This is a genomic window from Mycobacterium venezuelense, assembly GCF_054919535.1.
The window spans coordinates 1-1,105 of record NZ_JBONDW010000054.1; the positions used below are offsets into that span (position 1 = coordinate 1).

Below are 1,105 nucleotides of genomic sequence, written 5' to 3' on the forward strand. Positions count from 1 at the left end.
GATCGACCGGGGCGCGCAGGATGGCGCGCATCAACGCCGGCGGTGTCAACTCGGCCACGTCGGCCTCGATCCCGAGCGCGGCCCGGACCTGGGGGCTGATCGGGATCGACTTCTGCTGGCGGCTGTACACCCCGCCGCCCTCGCTGATCACCGCGCGGTCGTAGTCCTCCCACGACGAGCGCGGCAACTCAAACAACCGCTTGCGTTCGGTCCACGAGGCGGCCGCGTCGGGGGTGGGGTCGAGAAAAATGTGGCGGTGGTCGAAGGCGGCCACCAACCGGATGTGCTGAGACAGCAACATGCCGTTGCCGAACACATCCCCGCTCATATCGCCGATGCCGACCACGGTGAAATCCTGGCTTTGGGTGTCAACACCCATCTCCCGGAAATGGCGTTTGACCGACTCCCAGGCCCCCTTGGCGGTGATGCCCATCGCCTTGTGGTCATAGCCGATCGACCCGCCCGAGGCGAACGCATCCCCCAGCCAAAACCCATACGAGGTGGCCACCTCGTTGGCGATATCAGAAAACGTCGCGGTGCCCTTGTCGGCGGCCACCACCAGATAGGCGTCCTGCCCATCGCGGCGCACCACCTGCGGCGGGGTCAGCACCGCACCGGTGGCCTTGTCGACATTGTCGGTGACATCGAGCAGCCCCGAGATGAACAACCGATAACACGCCACCCCCTCAGCGCGGGTGGCCTCGCGATCCACCGCGCCATCGCCGGTGGGCACCGGGGGATGTTTGACGACAAACCCGCCCTTGGCCCCGACCGGCACGATGACGGCGTTCTTGACCGCCTGCGCCTTGACCAGACCCAGGATTTCGGTGCGGAAATCCTCGCGGCGATCCGACCAGCGCAACCCGCCCCGCGCGACGAACCCGAACCGCAGATGCACCCCCTCCACCCGCGGCGAGTACACGAAAATCTCGAACTTGGGCCGCGGCAACGGCAACTCATCGATCAACCCCGGGTTGAGCTTGAACGCCACCACATTCCGCGCCCGCGCCGAATCCGCACTCGTCACAAAATAATTCGTGCGCAACGTCGCCTGGATCAACGACGCGAACGCCCGCAACACCCGATCGGTGTCCAAACTGACCAG

1 protein-coding gene is annotated in these 1,105 nt (G+C 65.8%); it reads right to left on the bottom strand.

Going from position 1 to position 1,105, the window contains the following annotated elements:
* Nucleotides 1-1,105, bottom strand: a 1,105-nt coding sequence (locus ACRCUN_RS34145; protein ID WP_462146025.1) for an NAD-glutamate dehydrogenase domain-containing protein, incomplete at both ends; no start/stop codon positions are given.